Raw genomic sequence first — 24,299 nt, forward strand, 5'->3', positions numbered from 1 at the left:
GAACGACGGCCGGCTCAGCCGGTCGTCGCTTCGAACCATGCTCTATCGGGCTCCCTGCAAGCAATGAACCAGGGATTGAGCACTTCCTCGCGAGCGTTGTAGGTCAGGGGCTCGCCCGTTTCGGCGTTGACCACCTGCCCGCCGGCGGCTTCCACCACCGCCTGCGCGGCGCAGGTATCCCACTCGCAGGTCGGCCCGAGCCTCGGGTAGATATGGGCCGAACCGTCGGCGACCAGGCACAGCTTGAGCGAGCTACCCATGGCCACGAATTCGGCCGAACCCAGCCGGGCCACGAAATCCTCGACTTCGCGCGTGTTGTGCGAACGGCTGCCGACCACCTGCCAGGGCCGATCATCCTGCTTGTGCCCGGCCTCGATGGCGACCGGTTCGCGCGCGTCATCCTGGCGCCAGGCGCCGTCCTCGATCGAGGCGAAGTACCAGCGATCCAGCGCCGGGGCGTAGACCACGCCCAGCACGGGCTTGTGGTCGCGCACCAAGGCCACGTTGACCGTGAACTCGCCGTTTCGCTTGAGAAACTCGCGCGTGCCGTCGAGCGGGTCGACCACCCACAGTTCCCGCCAATGCTTGCGCTGCGACCAAGGCGCCTGCTTCGATTCCTCCGAAAGGATGGGCACATCGGGGGTCAGCGCCTGCAGGCGCTCGACCAGGATGCGGTTGGCGGCCAGGTCGGCCTCGGTCAGCGGGCTGTTGTCTTCCTTGTCGACAAACTCGGTCGTGGCCGGGTCGTTGTAGACCGCCATGATGGCCTCACCGGCCTCGGCCACAGCCTCGCGCACGCGCGGCAGCAGATCATCTGATTGCATTGAATTCTCTCAATTTCCAAAAAAATCTAAACGCAAAGACGCCAAGACGCGAAGGGAAAAGACTCAACCATTTGTGGAACAGAATGACTTCGGAAAGTCCCGGGTTTCGGCTCTGTCCCTAATTGAATTCTAGTTTTCTTTGCGTCTTTGCGTCTTTGCGTTTCAAAGGTTTGTTTTCAATTGTTTTCAAGCCACGCCGAGAAGTCGCCCCCCAGCTCGGGGTGCTTGCGGCCGAGGTCGACGGTGGCCTGGAGGAAGCCGAGCTTGGAGCCGCAGTCGTAGTGGCGGCCTTCGAACTGGTAGGCGTCGACCGCCTGCTCGTCGAGCAGCGTGGCGATGGCGTCGGTGATCTGGATCTCGCCGCGGTGGTCCGGGGCGGTGTGCTCGAGCAGTTCGAAGATGCGCGAGTTCAGGACGTAGCGCCCGACGATGGCCAGGTTGGAAGGCGCGTCCTCCGGCTCGGGCTTTTCGACCACGCCGCGAATGCGACCGCTGCGACCGCTGAACGACTCGACATCCACCACACCGTAGGAACGGGTCTTCTCGCGCGGCACTTCCTCGACGCTGATCGCCGAGGCGCCGGTTTCGGCGTGGTGACGCGCAAGCTGTGCGAGCACCGGATCATCGCCGTTGTCGACCAGGTCGTCGGGCAGGATCAGCCCGAAGGCGTCACCGGCGACCAGCGAGCGGGCGCAGAGCACGGCGTGTCCCAGGCCCAGGGCCTGGCGCTGCCGGACGTAGAGACATTCGACGCCGGCGGGTACCGTGTTCTGCGCGAGTTCGAGCAGTTCATGCTTGCCGCGCTGTTCGAGCTCGGTCTCGAGCTCGTAGGCCATGTCGAAGTGGTCGGCAATCGCGTTCTTGGTCCGCCCGGTGACGAACACCAGGCGACGCGCACCGGCCGCCACGGCCTCTTCCACCGCGTACTGAATCAGCGGCTTGTCGACGACAGGCAGCATTTCCTTCGGGATGGCTTTCGTCGCGGGCAGGAATCGGGTGCCGAGCCCGGCGACGGGGAAGACGACGGTATCGATCATGGTTCGTAGAGCCCCTGGGTTGCCAAAGGGGCATGGTAGCGGAAATCGGGTTCCGGGTTCCGGGTTCCGGGTTCCGGGTTCCGGGTTCCGGGTTACGGGTTACGGGTTACGGGTTACGGGTTACGGGTCACGGGTTACGTAAACCGTAAACCGTGGTCCGTAAACCGTCGACCGCTTCAGTAATGCCCGGCCAGCCGCATATCCCGCAAGCGTCCCTCGGCCAGGCGCGCGAGCGTGGTGCCGGGGTGCTCGCTGCGAACCTGCTCGAGCGCGGCACGCGCCTGGTTCCAGCGCTCCAGCTCGTAGTGGCTGAAACCGATCTTGAGCAGCGCATCGCCCTGCTTGCTGCTGTCCGGGAATCGCTCGAGCAACTCGTCGAAGTAGTCCAGCGCCGTCTGGAAGTCGCGCGTGACGTAGTAGGTTTCGGCCAGCCAGTAGAGCGCGTTGGGTGCGTAGGCAGAATCCGGATACTGTTCGAGGAAGGCCGAAAAGCCCTCGGCGGCATCGGCGTAGCGGGTCTCCCTGAGCGCGCGGAAAGCCCGCTCATAGTCGTTCTTCTCGTCTTCTCCGACCGAATCCAGGTCCCGGGACCGGCCCGTCGAGGGCTCGGCCAGCGGCGTGATCTCGGCCTCTGCGTCGAGCGGCTCGCGCACTTCCGGCGCGTCATTTCCGGATCGCGAAGAAGGTACGGAATCGCTGGCCGGAGAAACCGGTGCTCGTTCCGAAGAGGACTCGGAAGGCTCGGACGCAGAGTCCCGGTCATTCGGGGCCGTGACGTCACTGCCCTGCTCCTGTTCCCGCGCCTGCAGCCGACGGTCGAGATCCAGGTACTGATCGCGCTGGCGGCGACGCAGATTCTCGATCTCACGCTGTTGCGACTCGACCATGCCGCGCAACTCGCGCACTTCTTCCTTCAGCGCCTGGACGTCGTAGACCAGGTTGCTGTTGTCCTGGGCATGTACGGGAATTACGGCGGCCGGCACGAGGCCGACCGCCGCAATCATTACCAGTCTTGTGAGCTGTCTCAACGCCATTACCGGGCCGTGTAGACGATCTCCACGCGACGGTTGCGCTGCCAGCAGTCGTCGTCGCTCTCGCGACAAACCGGGCGCTCTTCACCGTAGCTGACCACTTCGACCTGGTTCGATGGCACGTTGTTGGCGCGCAGCAGATCCTGCACCGAGTTGCCGCGGCGCTCGCCCAGGCCGAGGTTGTATTCACGCGAGCCACGCTCGTCCGCATGCCCTTCGAGCATCACGCGAGCCGAGGAATTGTTGCGCAGGTATTCCGCGTGCGCCTCGATGATCGGACGGAACTGCGAGCGAACGTTGGAACGGTCGAACTCGAAGTAGACGACGCGCTGGCTCAGCAGGCTGTCGGAGTTGTCGAGATTGCGCGGATCGCTGAAATCACGCGGGTCGAGGCGATCGGTTTCCGGCTCTTCAGCCGGCTCTTGCGTCGGCGGGGGTTCCGGGGCTTCGGGTTCTTCAACCGTTTCCCTTGCGCAGGCAGCCAGAATGGCGGCCAGCATGACAAGGGCGATGAATCGCAGTGCAGTCTTCATGCTACCTCCTGGGAGTCGTACAGGCATTGTTAGGGGCAATTTCATATCGTTTATCGAATCAGTGGCGACCAGGCGGGCTCCCGAACTTCGTCACCCTCGCTCAGGACCAGCCGCTGACGAATCCGACCGTCGGCCGAAGCGGCCGCCAGCTCGCTGTTGCCGTCGCGGCGGGTGGCATAGAGCACCATGCTGCCGTTCGGTGCAAAGCTCGGCGATTCGTCAAGCCGACCGTCAGATAATACACGTAAACGCTCCGTTTCGCGATCATGGATCGCGATGCGATAGTCCTGGTCGCCATCGCTGTAAATGACGGCCAGGTAGCGTTCCTCCAGGCCGATGCTGGCATGGGCGTTGTAGCGACCTTCCCAGGTCACGCGCTCGGGATCGCCACCCGCGGCGTCCATGACGTAGATCTGCGGACGACCGGCGCGGTCGGAGGTGAAGTAGATGCGTTCGCCGTCGGGCGACCAGGTCGGCTCGGTGTTGATCGACCAGTGATGGGTCAGCTGCTCGCTGCGCTGGGTTTCCAGGTCGATGACCCAGATCTCCGGGCTGCCGCTGCGCGACAGGCTGACCGCCAGCTTTTCACCGTCGGGCGAGAAGGCCGGCGCGCCGTTGATGCCCTTGTCGGCGCTGACCACACGGTTCTGGCCGGTATAGAGATCCTGGATGATGACCTGCGAGCGCCCGGTGGCGAACGACACGTAGGCCAGCTTGCGCGCGTCGGGCGACCAGGTGGGCGACATGATCGGCTGGCTGTTGCGCACGACCGTCTGCGGGTTGTGCCCGTCGGCATCGGCGACCACCAGCTCGAAGCTTTCATTGCCGTCGTCGCCGTCTCGAACCACCACGTAGGCCACGCGCGTGGCAAAGGCGCCGGGGACGCCCATCAGGGCCTCGTAGACGGCGTCCGCAACCCGGTGGGCGCCGAATCGAAGGTCGCCGAGACCGACGGTCAGCGCCTGCGAGAGCACGATCCGCCCCGAGTGCACGTCGAGCAGGTGGTATTCGATCTCGTAGCCCATGCCGTCGTTGGTCTCGCGCACCGATCCGACCACCAGGTGATCGACCTGGAGCAGGCGCCAGGTGCCGAACCGGACCTCGGTCGGATCCGACGGCCGATCGACCATTTCCTCTTCGTCCATCGGATCGAACAGGCCGGAACGATGGAGGTCGGCGCTGACGATCTCGGCCACGCCCGCCTCGGGTTCCGGCATATCGGCGTTCCAGGCGAACGGCGCGACGGCGATCGGCATGGCGCCCTCGACGCCGTCGACGATCTCGATGCGCAGCTCGGCCGCCGCCGGCGCGGAGACCAGCAGGGCAAGAAGCAGGACGCTAGCCGTCGTAACGGAAGTCAAAAGTGATCTGGCGCTCGAATACATCTTCATAACCTCGGTAGGGCAAATTTCCGACGCGCATGACCGCCGCGGTGATCGAGCGGCGCGTGGCGTCGTCGGCATTGCAGGGTGACACGATACTCGCATCGATGATTTCACCGCCGGGAATCTGCATGACGCGCACGGCGCATTCTACGCCCGGTGACGCCGTCGGCGGCCGAATCCAGCTGCGCCGGACCAGTTCGCGGATGGTTGCGACGTACTCCTCGCGCAAGGTCGCGCGCCGGGCATCGGCATCCGCCTGTTCCTGGGCCAGTCGGAGGCGCTCGGCCTCTTCCTCGGCCTGTTCCTGTTCACTTTCGCGCTCACGGCGCTCGGCCAGTTCGTCGAGCCGGCGCTGCTGTTCCTCGCGCTCGCGCTGGGCCGCCTCGCTCTGGCGACGCAATTCCTCGAGTTCGCGCTGCTGTGCTTGTTCGCGTTCGCGGCGCTCGCGCTCCATCTGCCGCCTTTCCTCTTCGGCCTCGCGCCGGGCTTCCTCGTCCTCGCGGCGGCGACGCTCGGCCTCCTGCTCACGACGCTGCGCTTCTTCCCGGCGCTGCTGCTCGAGCTGCTCCTGGCGCTCTTGCTCGGCCCGCTCTTCCTCACGCTGACGCTGACGTTCGGCCTGGCGCTCTCGCTCGGCCTGTTCCTGACGTTCCTGCTCGGCCTGCTCCTGACGCGCTTGCTCGGCCTGGCGCTGACGCTCGGCTTCTTCTTCCCGACGCTGGCGTTCGGCTTCGGCCTGTTGCTCTTCCTCCCGGCGCTGCTCTACCATCGGCCCCTGGTCGACCAGGGTGACCTGCACCGGCAGTGGTTTGTGTTCGAACGCCTCCCAGTTCCAGGTGCCGACAACCAGGATCAGCACGAAACCCAGGTGCACGGCCACCGCCAGCCCGAAGGCCGCCAGCGCGTCCTTGATCGCCTGTTTTCGCTGGGGGGAGAGCATCATTCAGGCCCGGAAAAACAAAATTGTCCACAGATGAACACAGATGAACACAGATAAAGGAAAGAGCCGGATCTCATTGCAGTGACTGGGCGATTCGAAATGCGGCGGTTGGCTGCGAGGCACGCCAAATCGATACAAAAATCATCTGAGCTGATCTGCATTCATCTGCGGTTCTATTCAGAATCGGGCTCGGGGTCGCCCACGAGACCGACCGAGGCCACGCCGGCGCGTTGCAGCAACACCATGGCGCCATAGATGTGCTGGTAGTCCACGTTCCTGTCGCCGGTGACGGTGACCTGCAGCTGCGGATTGCGGGCCACGATGGCGCTCACGGTCTCGACCAGGGTCTGATCGTCGACCAGTTCGGCGGCATCGCCGGTATCGAGGTAGAGATCGCCCTCGGCGGTGACGGTGACCATCAGGGGGTCGCCCTGGTCGGTCAGCGGCTCGGCCGAACCGCTCGGCAGCTCCACTTCCACGCCCAGGTTCATCAGCGGCGCGGTGACCATGAAGATGATCAGCAGAACCAGCATCACGTCGATATAGGGCACGACGTTGATTTCGGACATGCGCTTGCGCCGGCGCCGGATATAGGGTTGGTCGGACATAATCAGCGAGAACCTCTGTCAGCCCTTTTCCTGCAGGCGCCGACCCTGCCGGTGCAGAATCGACGAAAACTCTTCCTTGAAGTTGTCGTAGCGCACTTCCAGCCGCTCGACCTGGGTGGAGAACTTGTTGAAGGCGACCACCGCCGGAATGGCGGCAAACAGGCCCATGGCGGTGGCGATCAGCGCCTCGGAGATGCCCGGGGCGACCATCGCGATGGTCGCCTGCTGCGAGCCGGCCAGGCCGCGGAAGGAATTCATGATGCCCCAGACCGTGCCGAACAGGCCGACGTAGGGGCTGACCGAGCCGACCGTGGCCAGGAAACTCAGGCGGTGCTCGAGGCGATCCATCTCGCGCGTGAGGGTCACGCGCATGGCGCGCTGGGCGCCGTTGGTGAGCGCGTCGGCGTCGATCCGGCCCTCCTCGCGCTGGCGCGAGAACTCGCGGAAACCGGCCTCGAACAGGGCTTCGAGCCCCTCGCGCGGCTCCCGGTTCCCGGCGACCGAATCGTAGAGATTGTTGAGATCGGCGCCCGACCAGAACTTCTCCTCGAATTTGCGCGAGCGTGACTCGGCCCTGGAGAGCATCTGGCGCTTGCGGAAGATCACCATCCATGAAAGCACCGAGGCGGCCACCAGCAGCGCCATGACGCACTGGACCAGCAGGCTGGCTTCGAGAATGAGTTCCCAGACTTGCAACTCGCCGTTCATCGCGATTCCTGTTCCTGTTGTAGTTTTTGAATGGCCGCGCGCAGCGCTTCGGGCATGCGCGCCGGCACGAAGCGGTCGGCGGCCAGGCAGGCGGCGTCCACGCGCGCGGTGGCCAGCAGTTCGCCGTCGGCCGCGCGAACCATGCGCTGATTGAAGGTCAGCGAGGCCGCTCGCACATGTTCGACGCCGTTCGTGATCTCGAGTTCATCTTCCAGCCGCCCCGGCGCGATAAATCGGGTGTCGACCCGTCGGACCACGAACAGGCGGTTCTGCTCCGCGCGCATGGGGACCTGGGGAAAACCCATGGCCAGCAGCCAGTCGGAGCGTGCGCGCTCGAAGAAGGCCAGGTAGCGGGCGTGATAGACCACGCCGCCGGCATCCGTGTCTTCCCAGTAGACGCGGTAGCGAAAGGGCTCGATCATGTCTCGGAGCGGTCGCTGAACAGGTCGTCGGGTTTGTCGGGTGGATTGAGCCCGAAATGCTTCCAGGTCGCGGCGGTGGCCATGCGGCCGCGGGCGGTGCGCATCAAGAATCCCTGCTGGATCAGGTAGGGCTCGATCACGTCCTCGATCGTGCCGCGCTCTTCCGAAAGCGCGGCGGCAAGGCTTTCCACGCCCACCGGTCCGCCGCCGAAGTCCTCGACCAGCTTCTGCAGCAGGCGGCGATCCATGGCATCGAATCCGCGCGCGTCGACCTGCATCATCTCCAGCGCCTCGCCGGCGACCGACTCGACGATGCGGCCGTTGGCGCGCACCTGGGCGAAATCGCGCACCCGGCGCAGCAGGCGGTTGGCGATACGCGGCGTCCCGCGCGAGCGCCGGGCGATCTCCAGCGCGCCGGCGTCCTCGGTCTCGATACCGAGGATGCCGGCCGAGCGGGTCACGATCTCGGCCAGCTCGTCGGGGGCATAGAATTCCAGGCGTTCGACGATGCCGAAGCGATCGCGCAGCGGCGAGGTCAACAGGCCGGCCCGGGTGGTCGCACCCACGAGGGTAAAACGCGGCAGGTCAAGCTGGATCGATCGGGCCGCCGGACCCTCGCCGATGATGATGTCGATGCGGTAGTCCTCCATCGCCGGGTAGAGCACTTCCTCGACCACGGGGCTCAGGCGATGGATCTCGTCGACGAACAGCACGTCGCCGGGCTCGAGATTGGTCAGGAGCGCGGCCAGGTCGCCGGCGCGCTCGAGCACCGGACCGGAGGTCTGGCGAACGTTGACGCCCATCTCGTGGGCGATGACGTGCGCCAGGGTGGTCTTGCCCAGGCCGGGCGGACCGAAGATCAGGACGTGATCGAGCGCCTCGTGACGCCCGCGGGCCGACTCCAGGTAGATGCCCAGGCGTTCCTTCATGGCCGACTGGCCGATGTACTCGCCCAGGCGGTCGGGACGCAGGCTCGCCTCGATGCGGGCCTCGTCGCGGTCGACTTCGGCGGCGACCAGTCTTTCCTCGTCCATCAGCCCTGCATCTTCTTCTTGAGCGCGGCCCGGATCAGGGCCTCGGCGGTGAGATCCTTGTCAGCCACCGCCTTGACCATCTTCAGCGCTTCGGACGAGGAATAACCCAGCGCGGTCAGCGCCTCGCGCGCCTCGGCATCGGCGCTGAGCGCCCCGCCGGACACGCCGCTTTCCCCGCCCAGGTCGGAGACCTTGCCGCGCATTTCGAGGATCAGCCGTTCGGCGGTCTTCTTGCCGATGCCCGGCAGCCGGGTCAGGGCCTGGCTGTCGCCGGCCTCGACCATCAGGGCGAAATCGTCGCCGGAGACCCCTGACAGGATCGCCAGGGCCAGGCGCGGACCGATGCCCGAGACCTTGAGCAGCTCCCGGAACAGCTTGCGATCGGACTCGGCCAGAAATCCGTAGAGCGTGTGCGCGTCATCCTTGATCGCCAGGTGCGTCAGGATGGTCAGCGGCTCGCCGTCGGCGGGCAGGCGATCGAAGACGTTGAGCGGCGCTTCGACTTCGTAGCCGACGCCGCCGACGTCGACCACCAGCGAGGGCGGCTGGCGCGAAACGAGGATTCCCTGCAATCGAACGATCATCGCAATACCACTCCGGGCGGCAATCTACTGGCGGTCTGTGCGGTGTGATGATGGCACAGGGCCACGGCGAGTGCATCGTGCGCATCTTCCCCGAGGTCCACGTCGATCCTCATCAGGGCGCGAATCATGTGCTGGACCTGCTCCTTGCCCGCACCGCCGCGACCAACGATGGCCTGCTTGATCTCGCGCGGCGCGTACTCGTGCACCGCCAGGCCGGCGCCGACGACGGCACAAATCGCCGCCCCCCGCGCCTGCCCGAGCTTGATCGCGGCCTGCGCGTTGCGACTCATGAACACCGTCTCGACGGCCGCCACTTCCGGCGCATGTTCGGCGATCACCCGCTGAACCTCGGTAAAGATCAGACCCAGCCGCTCGGGCATGGGCCCGCCACCGAGCTTGAGCGTCTCGGCATGGATGAGCCTCTCACCCTCGATGATGCCCACACCGGTCTTGCGCGAACCGGGGTCCAGGCCGAGGATTCTCATGGTTGACGGGACTCGGGACTCGGGACTCGGGACTCGCTACTGATGGCTATGTGGGTTCTGCAGAATCGGAGACTCCGATCGGGAGTGGCCACGGCATTAGTTGGCGCCGGGGCGGCTTCCCCGAGTCCCGAGTCCCGAGTCCCGAGTCCCGAAAAATCACTCATACGCCTCAGCCGGAATATCCGCGTTCGACCACACATTCTGCGTGTCGTCGAGGTCTTCGAGCACGTCGAGGAAGTTGAGCACCTTGCGGCCGGTTTCGGCATCGACTTCGATCAAGTTGTTGGGCCGTTCGGTGACCTCGGCTTCCTCGAATTCCAGCCCGGCGGCGCGAAAGGCGTCGCGGACGGCCTCGAACGCTTCCGGCTCGGTCAGCACCTCGATGGCGCCGTCTTCGTGATTGACGATGTCCTCGGCGCCGGCTTCCAGGGCGGCCTCCATCACCTTGTCCTCGCCGACATCCGGCGCGAAGGTGATCACGCCCTTCTTCTCGAACTGGAAAGCCACCGAGCCGTCCGTGCCCAGGTTGCCGCCGTGCTTGTTGAAGGCGTGGCGCACTTCCGAGACCGTGCGGTTGCGGTTGTCGGTCAGGCAATCAACCATGACCGCGACACCGCCGGGCGCGTAGCCCTCGTAGCGCAGCTCCTCGTAGGACGCGCCTTCCAGGTCGCCGGTCGCCTTCTTGATGGCGCGTTCGATATTGTCCTTGGGCACGTTCGCGCCGTTGGCCTTGTCGATGGCCAGGCGCAGCCGCGGGTTGCTGTCCGCATCGCCGCCGCCCTCGCGGGCCGCGACCGAGATCTCGCGGACCAATCGGGTAAAGATCTTGCCCCGCTTGGCGTCCTGCGCCTTCTTGCGGTGCTGAATATTGGCCCATTTGCTGTGACCGGCCATGGGACGGTTGCCTCCGATTTTGGTTAATCGGGCATTTTAACCGATGGGAAGAAGGTTTCAGGTTTCAGGGTTCAGGTTTCAGGCGGCAACGGACACGCGTGGTGGGCGGACGAGCCGCGATATGCTGTCGCCCGCATTGAGGGCGCACTTCTCGGCTGCCCAGCCCTTCTCGCGGCTTGTCCGCCCCGCACATCTTCGCGGCTACCGCCTGAACCCTGAAACCTGAAACCTGAAACCTGTCTTTTATTCAGCTTCAAGTCAGATTCTGGCGCTAGAATTGACGCCACATTCGACGGGATCCCCAAGACCATGCGTAGTTTGCTGCTCGCCCTGACCTTCGTGCTCGTCGGCCACGCCTCGGCCAACGGCGAGATCAACGTGCTCACCGACCTGGACACGCCCTTCCCGCCCGGCTGTGTGGCGGTCTCGCTGCCGCAGCAGGAACCCCCGGGCGGTGAAATGTTGTTCGACGAGGATGTCTACGTGCCGTCGGTCGACGCCGACGCGCCGACCGCGCGGGTGCGCGTGAACATCTGGCGCACGGGCTGCCACGACGAGGACTACTCCGTCGTGATGGTCAGGCTGCGCAAGATCAGCGGCGGCCCGGTGCTCGTGCCGCGCCTGTTCGCCGAGGCCGGCACGGTGGACTTGCCCGGCCATGTCGCCCAACTCCAGCGTCACCCGGCCGCCGGCGACGTCGGCGCCACCGGCAACGCGATCGGCGAGGCGGGTGTGACCTACGTGCTGGCCGTCGACTATTTCTCGGTCGACGGGGAAACCGAGTTCGGGCCGGTCGAGTATAACGACCCCTTCACGCTCGAGATGTTCTGGGGGCAGTACGCACAGGCCTCCAACGCCGATTACGAGTTGTTCGACATCCCCGCCTACGCGCCGGAACTGGATCCGCCGCAGAACACCTACCCGACCCTGCACGGCCGCATGTCGGGCCAGTACGTCATCGAAGGAATTCCCAACAGCGGCCTGGTGCTGCAGATCGGCGAGGAGATCGAGGGCACCAACAACCTCACGGCCATCTTCTTTACCTATCTCAACGGCGAACCGTTCTGGGTGCTCGGCGCCGAGGGCAGCCTCGAACCCGGCTTCGACCAGGTAACGCTGGAGATGTTCGAACTCTACGGCGGCGAATTCTTCACCGTCGAGCCGGGCAGCTTCAGCGAGGACGACGTCGACGCCTTCTCGATTGGCACCATGACGGTCGAGGCGCTCGACTGCAACACGCTGCTGGTCGGCTACAACTTCAGCGAGGGGCAGCTGGGCAGCGGAGATTTCGTGGCCGAGCGCATCATCCGCACCGCCGGGTACGACTGCAATCCGTGGGAGTGAAACGCGCTGATGCGCGAATGATCAATTGCCAAACGCCAATTTTCAAACAAGGACCAATGATCAATGACTGAAACGGGTGCCAATAGCCGCCGTTTCGGTCATTGGCCATTCGGTCATTGAGGTTTGTTTGGAAATTGGAATTTGGTTCTTGATCATTCCAATGACCGACTCTTCAGTCTGGGAAACTCCCTGTCCCGAGAAACGCGGCCACTGCCTTCCCCACCACCGGCGCCGTCACCAACCCCGTATGCGTCACCGGCAGGATGCACTCGCTCGCGCCCTCCAGCCGGCATTCGGCCACGCTGACCGTGCCGTCGTTGGGGCTGTCGAGGGGGCCGAAGATCCGGCCGATGCCGACCGGTCGGCTGCCGGCGATCACGCCGGTATCGCGGCCGGCCGGCGCGTGCGAGAAACCGTCCTCGAGCGCCGTGCGCGCCTGCCCGACCAGCGGTCGAAAAAGGCTCCGATCGGCCACGCGCCGCCCGACGGCCGAGCCATTGACGGGCGAGCCCAGCAAGACGACCCGGCCGGGCGGCAGGTCGGCGTACTCGTCGAGCATACGCAGGATCACCAGCCCGCCGAGAGAATGGCCGACCAGGTCGACCTGGTCCAGGTTCAGGCCCTTGATGAAATCGCGCAGGGCTTTCGCGTGGGCCCGCAGCGACCGGCGCATGGTGGGGTAACCGAAGGCATGAACGTCAAAACCATCCGCACGCAAGCGCCGACCGACCAGGCCCATGCTCCAGGACCCCCACCAGAGGCCGTGAACCAGGACGACGGTTCGGGGATCGGTGGCTGAGTTCATCTACGGTGGCCGTCGTCCTCAATATCCAATGACCAAGCACCTCTGGCGAAATGACCAAGTACCAAATTCCAATTTTCAAACAAGGACCAATGATCAATTTTCAATGACCAAAGCCGGCACCAATCGCCTTTGTTTCGGACATTGATCATTGGCCCATTGAGATTTGTTTGAAAATTGGTGCTTGGTCATTGGTCATTCCGCCTCCGAGCGCAACTTCAACTCCTTCAACTGCTCGGCCTCCACCGCCGCCGGGGCGCCGGTCATCAGGCAGGAGGCATTGGCGGTCTTGGGGAAGGCGATGACTTCGCGGATGGAGTCTTCGCCGGCCATGAGCGCGGCGATGCGGTCGATGCCGAAGGCGATGCCGCCGTGGGGCGGGCAGCCGTACTTCAGGGCCTCGAGCAGGAAGCCGAAGCGGGCTTTGGCCTCGGTCTCGTCGATGCCGAGCACGTCGAAGGCGGCCTGCTGCAGCTTCGGGTCGTGGATACGGATCGAGCCGCCGCCGATTTCCGAGCCGTTGAGCACCATGTCGTAGGCGCGCGACAGGGCGTTGACCGGATCGGCCTTGAGCGCGTCGCCGTCATTGACCGCCGGGGCGGTGAAGGGATGGTGCAGCGCGTAGTAGCGACCGTCGTCGGCGTCGTATTCGAACATCGGGAAATCGACCACCCAGAGCGGCTTCCAGCCTTCCTGCACGAGGTCGAGGTCCTTGGCCACCTGCAGGCGCAGCGCGCCCAGAAAGGTGCTGACCACCGGCTTCTCGCCGGCACCGAAGAACAGGATATCGCCGTCGCTGGCGCCGGTGTCCGCCAGGATGCCCCGGACCGCCTGCTCGTCGAGGAACTTGGCCACCGGCGACTGAACGCCCTCGAGACCCGCGGCGGCGTCGTTGACCTTCATCCAGGCCAGGCCCTTCGCGCCGTAGCGGCCGACGAACTCGGTATAGCCGTCGATCTGCTTGCGCGTGAGTTCGGCACCGCCGGGCACGCGCAGCGCGGCCACGCGCGAAGCCGGGTCGTTGGCCGGGCCGGAGAAGACCTTGAACTCGACGTGACGCACGTGCTCGCAGATCGTGACCAGCTCCAGGTCGATGCGAAGATCGGGCTTGTCGGAACCGTAGCGACGCATTGCCTCGGCGTAGGTCATGCGCGGGAAGGGATCGGGCAGTTCGACATCGAGCACGTCGGAAAACACCCGCCGGATGAGCTTTTCGGCCGTGCCCTGCACGTCGGCCTCCTCGACGAAGGCCATTTCCATGTCGAGCTGGGTGAACTCGGGCTGGCGATCGGCGCGCAGGTCCTCGTCGCGGAAGCAGCGCGCGATCTGGTAGTAACGGTCGAGCCCGGTCATCATCAGGATTTGTTTGAAGATCTGCGGCGACTGCGGCAGCGCAAAGAAGCTGCCCGGCTGCACGCGGGAAGGCACGAGGTAGTCACGCGCGCCCTCGGGCGTGGCGCGGGTCAGGATCGGTGTTTCGGCATCGACGAAATCGCGCGCGTCGAGAAACTGCCGGATCGCGCCGGTCAGCTTCGAGCGCAGGCGCAGGTTGCGCTGCAGCCGCGGGCGACGAAGATCGAGGAATCGATACTTCAGGCGCACTTCCTCGCCGTCTTCGTCGTTCATCAGCAGCGGCAGCGGTGCCGCCGCGCTGAGAATCTCGAGCGAGTCGGCGACCACCTCGACCTTGCCGGTCGGCATGTCGGGATTCCACTGGCTCTCGGGCCGCATGCGCACGGTGCCCGTCAGGCGCACGCAGAACTCGTTGCGCAGCTTCTCGGCCTCGGCGAAGGCGGGCTCGTTGTCGGGCTCGACCACGACCTGCAACACGCCGGCGTGATCACGCAGGCCGATGAAGATCAGCCCGCCGAGGTCACGGGCGCGATTGACCCAGCCGCAAACGGTGACCTGCTGGCCGTCGAGGTTCTCGGTGACTTGTCCGCAAAGATGAGAACGCATCGCTCAGGCCGCCTGCCCGGTCGACGCGCTGCTCTTGGCGGAACCGTCCGAGGAAGACTTGCTGTCGCTGTTCGAGTCCGACTTGCCGCCGGACTTGCCTTCCTTCTTGCCGTCGCCGGCGAGATTGCGCTTGTTGTCCTTCTTGAAGTCGGTCTCGTACCAGCCGCTGCCCTTGAGGCGGAAACCGGCGGCCGAAATCAGCTTGGTCAGCGCCGGCGCGCCGCACTCGGGGCAGTCGACCAGCGGCGGGTCGGCAATCTTCTGCAATTTTTCCAGTTCATGACCGCAGGACTGGCAGCGATATTCGTAGATCGGCATTGTTCATAATCCCCGTGTGGGTCCGTGGTTGGTGCGTATAGTGGGGGTCGCGGGCCCGGTTTTCGAGCCCGGATCGAACCAATCCCGGTATTATCGCCCGCCCGGAAGCGCGGTGCCAATCCGCTATGATTCGCGTATGCCGTTGGCAGCACCTCCATCCGACAAGCTCGCCGCACTGTTCGAGGGTTTCGAGCCCGCGAACTGGCCGGTCGTGGCCGAGAGCAACCAGGGGCGAATCGTACGCGTGCGGACCGGCGATTTCGACCTGGCCGTCAAGACACCGCGCGGCCGTGGCCTGGCCTGGCGGGCGCGACGCTTCTCGCTCGGGCGTGAATTCCGCGCCTATCGACGCGTCGCCGACGTGCCCGGTTTCCCGCGCTGTTACGGGCTGTTCGGGGGCTGCCACCTGGCCGTCGAGTACGTCGACGGTGCGCTGCTCAAGCACGCGGTACCCGTCGACCCGGAGCACTTCTTCGACCGGCTCAGGCAGGCGATCACCGGCATGCACGAACGCGGCGTCGCTCACGGCGACCTCAAGAGCCGAAGAAACGTCATGGTCGCCGGCGACGGCCGGCCGGTGATCATCGACCTGGGCACCGCGATCGTGCGCAAGAGCGGGTGGCGCCCGCTCAACCGCTGGCTGTTCGACTACCTGCGCCAGATCGACCTCAATGCCTGGGTCAAGCTCAAGTACGGCAGTTACGACCGCGTCGACGAGCTCGACCGCCACCTGGTTCGCCGCTCGCGCATCGAGCGCATCAACAACTGGGCGCGGCGCAGGGGACTATGAATCCGACAGCCGTCGAAGGCCCTGTTCGATACTGACCCTGGGCTGGTAGCCGAAATCGCGCGCCGCCGCCGAGATATCGAACCAGTGCGCGGTAGCCAGGTGCTCGACCACGAAGCGCGACAGGGGCGGGTCGGAGCGCCTGCGCAGCGCGCGCCAGAGCCACTCGACCACGGTGGCGGCCGCCATGGCCACCCGCGGCGACACCCGGCCGAGCTTCGGCGTCTCGCCGGCAGCCGACAGCATCATCGAGAGCATCTCCCCGACCGGCCTGGGCTCACCGTTGGAAATGAAGTAGGCCTTGCCCGCGGCCGTGCCCTTACCGACGAGATTGTCCAGCGCCTGGACATGGGCCTCGGCCGCATTGTCGATGTAGACCGTGTCGATCAGCTTCTCGGGTGCGGGCAGCTTGAGGCGACCGGCCCGGTTGCGCTCGATCAGGCGCGGCAGCAGCTGGTTGTCGCCCGGCCCCCAGATCAAGTGGGGACGCAGGGCGCAGACCTTCATTTCCTCGCCGCTGGCACCCAGCGCAAGACGCTCGGCCTCGGCCTTGGTGGCCGGGTACGGCGCCGGGAAATGATCCGGATAGGGCAGCGATTCGTCGCCACCGTCGATATCGCCGCCGGCGTGCACGACGCTGGGCGAAGACGTGTGAACCAGGTAGCGCACACCAAGCTTGCGGCAGGCGTCGATCACGTTGCCGGTGCCCACCACGTTGGCGGCGACAAAATCCGGCGCATACAACCCCGGCCCGGCCTTGGCGGCCACATGGACCACGGCGTCGACGCCGTCGACGGCGGCCATCACCGCCTCGCGGTCGGCAATATCGCCCCGGTGACAAGTCACGCCCAGTTCAGCCAGCTCCGGATAGTCCGATCGGTTGATGGTCGAGACCGCGTCGCCGCGCTCGAGCAGCTGGCGGACGATCGCCTGGCCGAGGAAGCCGCCACCGCCGGTTACAAGCACTCGCATCGGTTTGCCTTCGTTCGATTCAATCGCCACAGGTTAGCCGGAAAAAAGGTTTCAGGTTTCAGGGTTCAGGTTTCAGGCGGCGCGGAGGGGGCTGGGGGCCGGCTTCGCCGGGCAGAGGCGGGACGAGCCCGAAACTCACACCGGTCGGAGTTCGAGCCTCAGCTCCCGGTTTCTCTTCTGCGCAAGGCTCGCACGGCCCACGGGTTGCCGGCAACAAACCCACCGCCCCCGCCACACGCTCCTGAACCCTGAACCCTGAACCCTGAAACCTTTTTGCAGGTGGCAATCCGCTACACTCGCCCCCACATCCACCCACTGGCAAGTAACCAGCAGCAAGCATCATGGCCCAATACGTTTATACGATGCACCGCGTCTCCAAGGTGGTGCCGCCCAACCGCACCCTGATCAAGGACGTGTCCCTGTCGTTCTTCCCCGGCGCCAAGATCGGCGTGCTGGGGCTCAACGGCGCCGGCAAGTCGACGGTGCTGCGCATCATGGCCGGTGTCGACAAGGAGTTCGAAGGCGAGGCGCGGCCGCAGCCGGGTATCCGCATCGGCTACCTGCCGCAGGAGCCCGAACTGCCCGAGGACCAGACCGTGCGCGAGTCCGTGATGGACGGCGTGGGCGAGCTCAGGGACATGCTGGTGCGCTTCGAGGAGATCTCGGAGGCATTCGCCGAGCCGATGAGCGACGACGAGATGACCGAACTGCTGGCCGAGCAGGCCGAGCTGCAGGACAAGATCGACTCGGCCGGCGGTTGGGAGATCGAGCGCACCCTGGAGGTCGCCGCCGACGCGCTGCGCCTGCCGGAGTGGGACTCGAAGATCGAACTGCTCTCCGGCGGCGAACGGCGCCGCGTGGCGCTGTGCCGCCTGCTGCTGTCGAAGCCCGACATGCTGCTGCTCGACGAGCCCACCAACCACCTCGACGCCGAATCCGTGGCCTGGCTCGAGCGCTACCTCGACGAGTTCCCCGGCACCGTCATGGCGGTGACCCATGACCGCTACTTCCTCGACAACGTCGCCGGCTGGATCCTGGAGATGGACCGCGGCCACGGCATTCCTTTCGAAGGAAACTACTCGTCCTGGCTGGAGCAGAAGGAAGCACGCCTGGCCGTGGAGGAAAAGCAGGAGCAGGCCCGCCAGAAGGAAATCAAGCACGAACTCGAGTGGGTGCGCTCCAACCAGAAGGGCCGCCAGGCCAAGTCCAAGGCGCGCCTGAAGCAGTTCGAGGAGCTGAACTCCAAGGAAGTCCAGAAACGCAACGAGACCCAGCAGATCTACATTCCGCCGGGCCCGCGCCTGGGCGACAAGGTGATCGATGTCGACGGCCTCTACAAGGGCTACGACGACCGCCTGCTGATCGAGGATTTGAGCTTCAAGGTGCCGCCCGGGGCGATCGTCGGCATCATCGGCGGCAACGGCGCCGGCAAGACCACGCTGTTTCGCATGATCTCGGGCCAGGAAGAACCCGACCGCGGCGGCATCGAGGTCGGCGACACGGTCGAGCTGGGCTACGTCGACCAGAAGCGCGACAGCCTGCAGGATGACCGCCAGGTGTGGGAGGAAATCTCCAACGGCGCCGACGAGATCCACGTCGGCAACTACCGTATCCCGGCGCGCGCCTACGCCAGCCGCTTCAACTTCAAGGGTTCCGAGCAGCAAAAGCGCATCGGCCAGCTCTCCGGCGGCGAACGCAACCGTGTCCACCTGGCCAAGGTGCTGCACTCCGGCGCCAACGTGCTAATGCTCGACGAACCCACCAACGACCTCGACGTCGAAACCCTGCGCGCCCTCGAAGAGGCCCTGCTGGCCTTCCCCGGCTGCGTGCTGGTGACCTCCCACGATCGCTGGTTCCTCGACCGCATCGCCACCCACGTGCTGGCCTTCGAGGGCGATTCGCACGTGGAGTGGTTCGAAGGCAACTTCACCGACTACGAAAAGGACTACAAGCGCCGCCGCGGCGACCAGGCCGGACCGCATCGGCTGAAGTACAAGCGGTTGAAGACCTGATTTATGTTGGGGGCGGCGTCACCGGTCGGTGGCGCCGGCCGACGCCGGAATTTTCAAGTTCCAAGCACCAAATCCCAAACAAACTCCAATGTTCGAATGATCGAAACGGCCACCATCCGCTGGATCCCCAGGGCCTTTGTTTTGGTCATTCGAACATTGAGATTTCGAATTTGTTTGAAAATTGGAATTTGGAACTTGGAGTTTCACCCAATCAGGGTCTGAACGGCCTCGGATCCCACCCCAACTGCTCCCGCGCCGGCGTATCGTCGACCACGAGATCCATGCCCTGGCGATCGATCATCGCGGGCTTGATGTCGAGCATCCGGCTGCCGAGGTGGGCGGCTCGGATGGCGAGCTTCATCAGCGCCGCCGGCAGGCGCAACACGCGGATGCTGCGGCCGTCCGCCGCCGCGACCCGGCGCACCATGTCCGGATAGACCAGGGTCTCGCCGCCGGCGAGCAACCAGGTGCCGGCGCTCTTCGGTCCCGAAATGACGGATTCGACCGCCAGGCGGGCCAGGTCGTCGGCGTGCACGGGGGCACGCAGGCCTCGCCCGGCGACCGGCACGATCGGCAGGCGGGAAAGCAGCCCGGCAATGCGGCGAACGTTGGCGTCGTCACCGCCGCCGTAGATCATCGTGGGCTTGAGCAGGGTCAGGACGATATCGCGCTCCCGGCAGGCCTCGATGAGCGCCGCTTCGCAGCGCGCCAGCCCCGCCATCTGACGACGCTCGGAGCGATCCGGCGAGTGCTTCTTGAACAGGGTGCTGGCCGAGCTCAACGCAATCACGCGGCCGAGCCCGATGCCCTGCTCCACCTGGGACAGCGCATGGGCGATCGGGCCGAAGCTGACCAGGGTGCCGGCACGCACGTCGGCGCTCGCGCGCTCGAGGTCGTGCCGCATCCAGGTCACGTGTGACCAGGCCCGAGCCGGGTCGCGGCGTGAAATCGCGATCACGCGAACGTTCTGACCGGCGGTGCGGTCGAGAAAGCAGCGCCCGACCGCCCCGCTGGCGCCGAGCAGCAGGATGATCGCGCCTTCACTCATCGCCGCACGATCACGCAAACGGGGGTCATGATCACGGCATGAAGATGGATGAACAGCCACCACATGGCGCGGCTCATCCAGGACCAACCGTCACTGCAGTGCTTGTTGAGATAACGCCACAGGCTCTTGTGCTTGGCCCACATCACCGCAACCGGTCGCCGTCGCGACGATACACCGCCGGCGTGCGATACGAACACCGACGGCACCAGTCGAATGCGCCAGCCGGACTCGAGCAAGCGGGCCATCACGTCGAGGTCCTCGAAGTGCATGTGAAAACCGGGATCGAAGCCGCCGATCTGCTCCAGCGCCCTGGTCCGAATCAGCATGCAGGCACCGGAGACGGCTTCGACGTCGGTCGCCTCGTCGGGTGCGGGCTCGTGGGTCAGGTCGATGCCGTTGACCCGGCTGAAGGGCAGCACCTCCGACAGAACCTGGCGGCGGGTGGGCAGGCGGCGACGGCTGCCGCGCTGCTCCACGCCGCGCATGTCGAAGACCCGGCCCGATGCCATGGCCACATCGGGCTGCTGGTCGAGCTCCTCGACCAGTCGCGCCAGCGAGGCGGGAACCAGCAGGCAGTCGGGGTTGATGACCAGCAGGTAGTCGGTCTGAACCGATCGCAGCGCCTGGTTGACGCCGCGCCCGAAGCCGAGATTGCGATGGGCCCGGCGCACGGTCACGCCCGGCATCGCGGGCAGGATATCGACGCTGCCGTCGCCGGAGGCATTGTCGATGACGATCACTTCCGGCGAGGTGCCGCCCCGGCCGCGCAGGTTGTCGATACAGCGCCCCAGCCAGCGGCCGGAGTTGTAGTTGACGATGACCGCGGTCACGCGGGAATAGGCGTCGCCCGCGCCGCTCATGAGCCGCCGAACAGTCTTCGCCACCAGGGCGCCGCCAGTCGGGCCCTGAGGCGCTCGATCTCCGCCTCGCGCTCGGCCAGAAGTTGTCCGGCGCGGATATGCTTGGCCACCTCATCATCGTAGTGGCGATAGACCGATTCCTCGCTGTCGCCGTACAGCGACAAACCCGGCACGTCGGGCAGCATGGACGCCTCGGCGGCCGCCACGGCGATGAAGTACAGCGGTGGATACGCCGGCGAGCTCGCCGCGCTGACCGAACCCCCTTCGTCGGTCAGGAACTGCCTGCCCTGCGCATCGGCCAGGCTCCAGAGGCCGGAGACGAACATCAGCTTTTGACCGAAGAGCCGAAAGGCCGGAAAGCTCGATTCGATCAACGACTCGAGTTCATCGCGGTAAAGCTCGCGGACGTGGAAGGGATTGTCGTAGCCAGTCTCGTCGCTGTAGGTCTTGCGGTCGGGCGAGGAGATCACCAGGAATCCATCGGGCCGCAGCACGCGCCGGAACTCGGCCAGCAGTGTCTCCTGCGCCTCGAGATGCTCGAGGGTTTCGAAGGAAACGACCACGTCGAAGCTGCCGTCATCGTAGGGCAGTTTCGTGGCGTTACCCTGGTCGAATTGCAGGTTGTCGCGCCGGTAGCGCTCGCGCGCGTGGGCCACGGCCGCCTCGCCGATATCCAGCCCCGTGACGGATCGGGCCCGCGCCGCCAGCAGGTTGCTGCCGTAGCCTTCCCCGCAGGCCGCATCGAGAACCTCCTTGTCCGCGACCAGCTCGGCGGCCCAGGCATAGCGATGCCAATGCTCGTAGGCCATCTCGCGCACGCATTCGGGCGTAAAGCGCTCGCCGGTGAAATCCAGTTGGTGCTGCTCTGACATTTAGCGGGCGTCGATCAAGTGCGGCTGCCAGTTTAACCCGGGGGGCCACGGGGCGGCTTTCGCTTGCACCTTACCCACCCAACGAGCGGTAGGCCTCGACGATCTCGCGACGCCGCTCGGCCATCGGGTCGGCTTCGATAAAGTCGCGGACGCGCTCCATGTAGTCGGGATAGCGCGAGAGCAGGGTCTGCATCGCCTCTCCGCCGGGCTTGAGGCCCAGCGGGCCAAAGCTCGCCCCGCCCTCGTGGGCCACGAAGGCGCTGTCGCAGAGCACGTGGCGCCATCCGGCCCGGATCGCCCGCATGCACCAGTCGTTTTCCTCACCGTAGCCCCGTCCGAACGCCGCTTCGTCGAACAGGCCGACCTGGTCGATCGCGGCGCGGCGCATGTACATGCAAAATCCCACGGTGGTGGGCACCTCGGGATATTGCGGCGCGCCGGAGTCCCGGCAGGCCCGGGCCCAGCGCTCGGGATGGTCGGGCCAGGGGTTGGGCCGACAGAATTCCGGGATCGAGGCGATCTCCCCGTTATTGGTCAGGGGCGTGATCGAAGCGATTTCCTCGCTGGATGCGGCGCACTCCTCGATCGACGACAGCCAGCCATCGGTGACCCGGGTATCGGCATTGAGCAGGACCACGTCCTGGCCGGAGGCCATGGTCATGCCCAGGTTGGCGCTGGCCACGAAGCCCAGGTTCGCCTGGTTTCTCACCTGCGTCCACTGGCGCGGGAGGGACTCGAACAGTGGCCCGACTCGCGCGTCGTCCGAGGCGTCGTCGACCACGATGACCGGCTGGCGCGAATCCAGGGTGGCCCGGAGCGCTTCGATACAGCGCTGGGTGGCTTCCGGGGCGTTGAAAACGGGGACGACGACGACGGTCACGGGCGCTGCCATTCGTGCGCGAGCCGCACCAGGCCGACTTCGCGCGTCTTGCCGGTGACGGTAAAGGTCATCTCGACGGTGTCGTGCATGCGCAAGCCCTCGGAGTCCAGGGCGTGTGCGCGCACCGCGTAGCCCCCAGGCAGGAGGTTGAGCCCGGTGAATCCGATCGCGACCGCGTATCGGCCCGGCGCGGTCTCGACCGGCTCCACGTTGTCGTGGTCGGTGCCCACGCCATAGACCGGCGTGCCGTCGGCGCGAACGATTCCGACCACGGCCACGGGCGGGCGATCGTCGGGAGCCGAGAGTTCGAGTTCGACATCGAGGCGATCGCCCATGGCCACGACCGTATTGTCGTCCTCAGCCGGTGCCAGCGCCAGCCGTTCGATGCGGTAGGGCGCGTTGGAGTTGCGCGTGCCGGCCCGGGCGTCCTGGCGGGCGTGCTTTCGCTCGTGCCAGGCCAGGTAGGCCTGGGAGACGTCGAATACGTCGCCGTAGCGCGCCACCCTGCCCGCCTCGAGCCACAGGGCATGCCGGCACAGCTTCTGCACCTGGTACATGTTGTGCGAAACCATCAGCAGGGTGCCGCCGTCGGCCAGGTAGCGCTCGATCCAGCGAATGCACTTCTTCTGGAAGGATTCGTCCCCGACCGCCAGCACTTCATCTGTAATCAGCAGGTCGGGCCGGACCGAGGCGACCACGGCGAAGCCGAGCCGCACCACCATGCCCGAGGAATAGTGCTTGACCGGTTCGTCGATCGAATCGCCGATGTCCGCGAATGCCAGGATGTCGTCCAGGCTCTCGTCGACCTGCCTGCGCGAGAGCCCCAGGAAGGCCGCGTTCATGCGCAGGTTGTCCAGGCCGGTGTACTCCGGGTCGAAGCCGGCGCCAAGTTCGAGGAGCGCCGCCACGCTGCCACGCTTGCGGATGACACCGGTGGTGGGCTCGAGCACCCCGGTAATGACCTTCAGGAGGGTGGATTTTCCAGCCCCATTGGAACCGATGACGCCCAGCGACTGGCCGGGAACGATATCGAAGCTGACATCGTCGAGCACGCTCGTACCGCCTTCGGCGCGTCCGTGCCAGAGGAGCTGCCAGAACGCCCGCAGTCGCTGCGACGAACGCACCGTGGGCGGATAGCGCTTGGAGACACCCTGGAGGCTCAGCAGCGGTTCGCTCACAGGAAGTCCTCGAAGTACGGACTAAGGCGGCGGAAGATGCTCCGGCCCAGCCAGAGCACGGCGAGCGATCCGCCTGCAAGTGCCAGCGCCGGCCAGCTGGGCATGGACTCACCGTGAAGCAGCGCCGAGCGGATCTCGTTCATCCACCAGGTCAGGGGGTTGAAGTCCAGCAGGCCCGCGTACTGCTCAGGCAGAAGCGACGGCGCGTAGAGAATGGGCGTTAAAAAGAACCACAGCATGAAAACCGTGGGCAGGGCCTGCTCAAGGTCTCGAACGTAGACCTGGATGGCGGACAGGGCGAGGGCCATGCCAGATGTAAGAATATAGAGCGTGGTCAGGGCCAGTAGAAGGCGGGGAAACGCTGGCCAATGCAGCTCTACGCCGATCAGCACAAGCACCACGACTACTGCGATATAGCCCGCAAGATGAAGGATGAAGACGGCAGAAACAGCTGCGAGCACCAGCAGTTCTCGCGTGAGAGCCACCTTGGCGATCAGAGCTGCGTGATTTCGTATTGCCTGAGCTCCGCGTAGGACTCCCTCCGAAAACATCAGCCAAGGCCAAAGGGCAGCTGCAAGCCAAGCCACGAATGGAATATCCAGACCAGGCGGCACTCGTGCCTTGAAGATCACCCCGAAAACGAACGAATACACGGCAAGCAAGAGAAGCGGCGTGAGAATCAACCAAAGCCAGCCACTACCGCTACCCTCGAAACGCGACCGCACTTCCCGTGCGATCAACTGGGACAGAACCTGCCGTCTACGCTCCTGCAAGGGAGTGCA

General features: G+C 65.4%; 26 protein-coding genes. 3 read left to right on the forward strand and 23 right to left on the reverse strand.

Going from position 1 to position 24,299, the window contains the following annotated elements:
- Window positions 1-14 precede the first annotated feature (14 nt).
- From cysQ to ACDC67_RS09535, 13 genes are all read right to left on the reverse strand, one after another.
- Window positions 15-824: a 3'(2'),5'-bisphosphate nucleotidase CysQ gene (gene cysQ / locus ACDC67_RS09475; RefSeq protein ID WP_376692598.1), complete on the reverse strand. Its 810-nt coding sequence runs from the start codon at window positions 822-824 to the stop codon at window positions 15-17.
- A gap of 176 nt (window positions 825-1,000) precedes the next feature.
- Window positions 1,001-1,861 carry a UTP--glucose-1-phosphate uridylyltransferase GalU gene (gene galU, locus ACDC67_RS09480; protein ID WP_376692600.1) on the reverse strand — a complete coding sequence of 287 codons (861 nt, stop codon included), beginning with the start codon at window positions 1,859-1,861 and terminating at the stop codon, window positions 1,001-1,003.
- Between the two features lie 176 nt (window positions 1,862-2,037).
- Window positions 2,038-2,865, reverse strand: coding sequence for a tol-pal system protein YbgF (gene ybgF, locus ACDC67_RS09485; RefSeq protein ID WP_376692601.1), 828 nt, complete (start codon window positions 2,863-2,865; stop codon window positions 2,038-2,040).
- Between the two features lie 29 nt (window positions 2,866-2,894).
- Window positions 2,895-3,425 (reverse strand): peptidoglycan-associated lipoprotein Pal, encoded by a 531-nt coding sequence (pal, locus tag ACDC67_RS09490; RefSeq protein WP_376692602.1) that lies wholly within the window; start codon window positions 3,423-3,425, stop codon window positions 2,895-2,897.
- A gap of 50 nt (window positions 3,426-3,475) precedes the next feature.
- Complete coding sequence (gene tolB, locus ACDC67_RS09495) at window positions 3,476-4,786, reverse strand: Tol-Pal system beta propeller repeat protein TolB (protein ID WP_376692603.1); 1,311 nt, start codon at window positions 4,784-4,786, stop codon at window positions 3,476-3,478.
- A complete protein-coding gene (gene tolA, locus ACDC67_RS09500; protein WP_376692605.1) occupies window positions 4,764-5,753 on the reverse strand; it encodes a cell envelope integrity protein TolA in 990 nt (329 codons plus the stop codon). The genes tolB and tolA overlap by 23 nt, the downstream gene beginning before the upstream one ends.
- A gap of 170 nt (window positions 5,754-5,923) precedes the next feature.
- Window positions 5,924-6,358: a protein TolR gene (gene tolR, locus ACDC67_RS09505; protein WP_376692607.1), complete on the reverse strand. Its 435-nt coding sequence runs from the start codon at window positions 6,356-6,358 to the stop codon at window positions 5,924-5,926.
- An 18-nt stretch (window positions 6,359-6,376) separates the two neighbouring features.
- Window positions 6,377-7,066 (reverse strand): protein TolQ, encoded by a 690-nt coding sequence (tolQ, locus tag ACDC67_RS09510; protein WP_376692609.1) that lies wholly within the window; start codon window positions 7,064-7,066, stop codon window positions 6,377-6,379.
- Window positions 7,063-7,488, reverse strand: a complete 426-nt coding sequence (locus ACDC67_RS09515; RefSeq protein WP_376692610.1) for a YbgC/FadM family acyl-CoA thioesterase — start codon at window positions 7,486-7,488, stop codon at window positions 7,063-7,065. Before ACDC67_RS09515 ends, tolQ begins: the two co-directional genes overlap by 4 nt.
- Window positions 7,485-8,522: a Holliday junction branch migration DNA helicase RuvB gene (ruvB, locus tag ACDC67_RS09520; protein WP_376692612.1), complete on the reverse strand. Its 1,038-nt coding sequence runs from the start codon at window positions 8,520-8,522 to the stop codon at window positions 7,485-7,487. The genes ACDC67_RS09515 and ruvB overlap by 4 nt, the downstream gene beginning before the upstream one ends.
- Window positions 8,522-9,106 carry a Holliday junction branch migration protein RuvA gene (gene ruvA, locus ACDC67_RS09525; RefSeq protein WP_376692614.1) on the reverse strand — a complete coding sequence of 195 codons (585 nt, stop codon included), beginning with the start codon at window positions 9,104-9,106 and terminating at the stop codon, window positions 8,522-8,524. Before ruvA ends, ruvB begins: the two co-directional genes overlap by 1 nt.
- A complete protein-coding gene (gene ruvC / locus ACDC67_RS09530; protein WP_376692616.1) occupies window positions 9,103-9,591 on the reverse strand; it encodes a crossover junction endodeoxyribonuclease RuvC in 489 nt (162 codons plus the stop codon). Before ruvC ends, ruvA begins: the two co-directional genes overlap by 4 nt.
- 156 nt (window positions 9,592-9,747) lie before the next feature.
- Complete coding sequence (locus ACDC67_RS09535; RefSeq protein ID WP_376692618.1) at window positions 9,748-10,485, reverse strand: YebC/PmpR family DNA-binding transcriptional regulator; 738 nt, start codon at window positions 10,483-10,485, stop codon at window positions 9,748-9,750.
- A gap of 309 nt (window positions 10,486-10,794) precedes the next feature.
- Here ACDC67_RS09535 and ACDC67_RS09540 point away from each other — a divergent pair, with 309 nt between their 5' ends.
- The gene (locus ACDC67_RS09540; protein WP_376692619.1) at window positions 10,795-11,829 is read left to right on the forward strand and encodes a hypothetical protein; all 1,035 of its coding nucleotides are present in this window, start codon (window positions 10,795-10,797) and stop codon (window positions 11,827-11,829) included.
- Between the two features lie 172 nt (window positions 11,830-12,001).
- On the opposite strand, the gene ACDC67_RS09545 is transcribed toward ACDC67_RS09540, so the two are convergent.
- The 3 genes from ACDC67_RS09545 to ACDC67_RS09555 form a co-directional block, all read right to left on the reverse strand.
- The gene (locus tag ACDC67_RS09545) at window positions 12,002-12,634 is read right to left on the reverse strand and encodes an esterase/lipase family protein (protein WP_376692620.1); all 633 of its coding nucleotides are present in this window, start codon (window positions 12,632-12,634) and stop codon (window positions 12,002-12,004) included.
- A 192-nt stretch (window positions 12,635-12,826) separates the two neighbouring features.
- Entirely contained in the window at window positions 12,827-14,590 is a 1,764-nt protein-coding gene (gene aspS, locus ACDC67_RS09550; RefSeq protein WP_376692622.1) for an aspartate--tRNA ligase, read from the reverse strand.
- A 3-nt stretch (window positions 14,591-14,593) separates the two neighbouring features.
- Window positions 14,594-14,908, reverse strand: a complete 315-nt coding sequence (locus ACDC67_RS09555) for an FmdB family zinc ribbon protein (protein WP_376692623.1) — start codon at window positions 14,906-14,908, stop codon at window positions 14,594-14,596.
- A gap of 136 nt (window positions 14,909-15,044) precedes the next feature.
- Between ACDC67_RS09555 and ACDC67_RS09560 the strand changes: the two genes are divergently transcribed.
- Window positions 15,045-15,698: a protein kinase family protein gene (locus ACDC67_RS09560; protein ID WP_376692625.1), complete on the forward strand. Its 654-nt coding sequence runs from the start codon at window positions 15,045-15,047 to the stop codon at window positions 15,696-15,698.
- Here the strand turns inward: ACDC67_RS09560 and ACDC67_RS09565 are convergent.
- Window positions 15,693-16,667, reverse strand: coding sequence for an NAD-dependent epimerase/dehydratase family protein (locus ACDC67_RS09565; RefSeq protein ID WP_376692627.1), 975 nt, complete (start codon window positions 16,665-16,667; stop codon window positions 15,693-15,695). The genes ACDC67_RS09560 and ACDC67_RS09565 overlap by 6 nt on opposite strands.
- Before the next feature lie 341 nt (window positions 16,668-17,008).
- Between ACDC67_RS09565 and ettA the strand changes: the two genes are divergently transcribed.
- Entirely contained in the window at window positions 17,009-18,679 is a 1,671-nt protein-coding gene (ettA, locus tag ACDC67_RS09570; protein WP_376692629.1) for an energy-dependent translational throttle protein EttA, read from the forward strand.
- Window positions 18,680-18,890: 211 nt separating this feature from the next.
- On the opposite strand, the gene ACDC67_RS09575 is transcribed toward ettA, so the two are convergent.
- From ACDC67_RS09575 to ACDC67_RS09600, 6 genes are all read right to left on the reverse strand, one after another.
- Window positions 18,891-19,727, reverse strand: a complete 837-nt coding sequence (locus ACDC67_RS09575; RefSeq protein WP_376692631.1) for a Rossmann-fold NAD(P)-binding domain-containing protein — start codon at window positions 19,725-19,727, stop codon at window positions 18,891-18,893.
- Window positions 19,724-20,611, reverse strand: coding sequence for a glycosyltransferase family 2 protein (locus ACDC67_RS09580; protein ID WP_376692633.1), 888 nt, complete (start codon window positions 20,609-20,611; stop codon window positions 19,724-19,726). Before ACDC67_RS09580 ends, ACDC67_RS09575 begins: the two co-directional genes overlap by 4 nt.
- A complete protein-coding gene (locus ACDC67_RS09585; protein ID WP_376692635.1) occupies window positions 20,584-21,459 on the reverse strand; it encodes a class I SAM-dependent methyltransferase in 876 nt (291 codons plus the stop codon). Before ACDC67_RS09585 ends, ACDC67_RS09580 begins: the two co-directional genes overlap by 28 nt.
- Window positions 21,460-21,529: 70 nt before the next feature.
- On the reverse strand, window positions 21,530-22,351 hold the full coding sequence (locus ACDC67_RS09590; protein ID WP_376692637.1) for a glycosyltransferase family 2 protein: 822 nt from the start codon (window positions 22,349-22,351) through the stop codon (window positions 21,530-21,532).
- Window positions 22,336-23,517 (reverse strand): ABC transporter ATP-binding protein, encoded by a 1,182-nt coding sequence (locus ACDC67_RS09595; protein WP_376692638.1) that lies wholly within the window; start codon window positions 23,515-23,517, stop codon window positions 22,336-22,338. Before ACDC67_RS09595 ends, ACDC67_RS09590 begins: the two co-directional genes overlap by 16 nt.
- On the reverse strand, window positions 23,514-24,290 hold the full coding sequence (locus tag ACDC67_RS09600) for an ABC transporter permease (RefSeq protein WP_376692640.1): 777 nt from the start codon (window positions 24,288-24,290) through the stop codon (window positions 23,514-23,516). The genes ACDC67_RS09595 and ACDC67_RS09600 overlap by 4 nt, the downstream gene beginning before the upstream one ends.
- Window positions 24,291-24,299 lie beyond the last annotated feature (9 nt).

Origin of the sequence: Wenzhouxiangella indolica (assembly GCF_042310355.1) — a bacterium.
Taxonomy (GTDB): domain Bacteria; phylum Pseudomonadota; class Gammaproteobacteria; order Xanthomonadales; family Wenzhouxiangellaceae; genus Wenzhouxiangella.